Genomic DNA, 2095 nt, shown 5'->3' with positions numbered 1-2095 from the left:
GCAGGTGATTAAGCGATAATCTGTTGATATTTAGCGCGGGGATAACGGGCTGGCACCCGTTACCGCCGCTTACCACAGCAACTATAGGAGTAGTGACTATGGCTAAGGCGCATTCTAAAGCAGAAGCAGCGATAAATAAAGCTGTGAAAACAGAACGTTATTACACGGTGGGCTATGTGCCGAACGGGAACAGAGTCAACGACGCCACACCGGCGATACATCTTAAAGGTCAGTGGCTGAGACAGGCGGGGTTTAATACCGGCGGCCAGATTACGGTGAAGGTAATGGACGGTTGTCTGGTGCTCATTCCTGACAGTGAAGCCACGCAACAACAGCATCAACAGTACCAGCGGCAACAGGCCCAACTGCGGGAGATTAAGCAGCAGATGCAGGCGCTGATAACCGGTTTTGCGGGTTAAGGGGAGAGCATGAGATGACGATAGCCATTAAACATTTGCAGGACATTCAGTTAACCCACATTGAAGCGCTGGCCTTGGCCCAACTGGTTAAACGGTTGAACTGGACGGAGATACGCGCCTGTGCCGTGAATGACGAGGAAGCGTATCAGATTAAGGATGCGATCTCTAAGCTTCAATCTGCTCTAGCGTACAGTGGATATTCGCCACGGTAGATATTAATAAGGCTGGAAGATCTTTGAGATCTTCCAGCCTTTCATATTTATTTATATGACATCAATCGCTTATATAAAAACTCAATGAAATTGCTTGCATATAATTTATTTTCTGTTCCTAATGATATATAAACTTCGACCAAATTATTTGTGTTGAAATAAAATTCTTCTCCGAAGTCTGTATTTGAGACAACTAACCTTCCTTCATTAAGGTAATTATTAGCTATTGTATTTTGATATACTAAATCACCGCCAATAGCTTCCTCAAACGGAATGCAATATATGCTATATATCTCATCTCCACATATATCACCACCGCCAAAATTATTCAAAAACCATTTATAATCATCAGGTAATGTTAGTGATAATGCTTTTTCTGTTTTATTTATCCATTCAGGAGAGGGTGCATCATCTGCACTTCCCATATTTAATAAATCGGGATATTCCGCGAATAAATCTATTAATTCATCTCTGTTCATTTAAAATCTCCAGCTCTATTGATCCAATACTGTTCTCGCCATTTATTAAATGTAGCTCGATCTATTCCTGAAGGAATCGTATTAGGATTTATATGAATTGCTTTGTGATTAACTTTATGGAATGTTTGGCTCATTTCAGCAATAGGACCGTTTTGAGTTTGTAACATATGATGTAAGTTTACAGCTTTTCCATCATGCCCAACAGGGGCCCTACCTGATGCCATTCGTTCAATATTAGTTCCTCGAATCACTTTTCCTTGATCTCGCCATGCCGACATATGTTGAGGATCAAACAGATCATTTCTTTGATATACCTTATTCCCTTTAAATGTAATCGGGTCTGATGACCAATATTTTCTCTTTTGACTATAGTCAGTTGGACAGCCAGCAAGACCCAGCGGATCAATCCAGTTTGCCGGATTATGGACATAACTGTACGGGTTTTCACCCCCTGCCAGCCCAATCGGGTCGGCACAGAGATATTGCCCGGTCTCGTTATCGTAATACCTAAAACGATTATAGTATAGCCCGCTTTCCTCGTCTTCGTACTGCCCACAAAACCGGAGATTACACGTCAGGTTCCGGGGGTCATTGACCGTCAGCACCGGCCAGCATTCCGGCTCGCCCCAGGTGAGTAATCGTCCTGCCCAGATCAGTTCCCCTGCCTCGGTCAGAATTTCCCGCACCGTCCCCTGGTGATCACTCACGACATAATATAGCTGGCCTTTTTCAAACCGGGCCGAAGGCGTCAGGGCACCCGGCTCATACAGCCAGTGAATGCTGTTCTCATACCCGACGGTGCCGTCCGCATACACCGGCGTCTCTTCAATCAGCTGCTCCCCGCTCCACAGGTAATCGTAGCCGATTATCGCGGTCGGTTTCACCGGCGGTCCGGCGGTGTCCTCCTCTTTCCGCTTGCTAATCCGTCGCCCGAAGGCATCATAGCCATAACGCCAGCGGGTGCCTTCCGGGCTGATAACCCCGG

4 protein-coding genes are annotated in these 2095 nt (G+C 45.7%); 2 read left to right on the top strand and 2 right to left on the bottom strand.

Features of this window, described 5'->3' with window-relative positions:
• The first annotated feature begins 98 nt into the window (after positions 1 to 98).
• Together AAC155_RS24085 and AAC155_RS24080 are read left to right on the top strand one after the other, a co-directional pair.
• Positions 99 to 419, top strand: a complete 321-nt coding sequence (locus AAC155_RS24085; protein WP_110087161.1) for a SymE family type I addiction module toxin — start codon at positions 99 to 101, stop codon at positions 417 to 419.
• A 14-nt stretch (positions 420 to 433) separates the two neighbouring features.
• Positions 434 to 631 carry a DUF7706 family protein gene (locus AAC155_RS24080; RefSeq protein ID WP_113044409.1) on the top strand — a complete coding sequence of 66 codons (198 nt, stop codon included), beginning with the start codon at positions 434 to 436 and terminating at the stop codon, positions 629 to 631.
• A 47-nt stretch (positions 632 to 678) separates the two neighbouring features.
• Here the strand turns inward: AAC155_RS24080 and AAC155_RS24075 are convergent, their stop codons facing one another.
• A complete protein-coding gene (locus AAC155_RS24075) occupies positions 679 to 1110 on the bottom strand; it encodes an SMI1/KNR4 family protein (protein WP_110087159.1) in 432 nt (143 codons plus the stop codon).
• Positions 1107 to 2095 (bottom strand): HNH/ENDO VII family nuclease (locus AAC155_RS24070; protein ID WP_275658248.1); only part of this gene is annotated, 989 nt, incomplete at its 5' end. The genes AAC155_RS24075 and AAC155_RS24070, both read right to left, overlap by 4 nt.

The sequence above is a fragment of the Photorhabdus sp. HUG-39 genome (assembly GCF_963878365.1).
In the GTDB taxonomy this organism is placed as follows: Bacteria; Pseudomonadota; Gammaproteobacteria; order Enterobacterales; family Enterobacteriaceae; genus Photorhabdus; species Photorhabdus kayaii.
This window is presented reverse-complemented; position numbering and strand designations above follow the sequence as displayed.

Coding starts and splice junctions, on each gene's coding strand:
- AAC155_RS24075 (WP_110087159.1), bottom strand. CDS start 1,110: ATGAACAGAGATGAATTAATAGATTTATTCGCGGAATATCCCGATTTA.
- AAC155_RS24080 (WP_113044409.1), top strand. CDS start 434: ATGACGATAGCCATTAAACATTTGCAGGACATTCAGTTAACCCACATT.
- AAC155_RS24085 (WP_110087161.1), top strand. CDS start 99: ATGGCTAAGGCGCATTCTAAAGCAGAAGCAGCGATAAATAAAGCTGTG.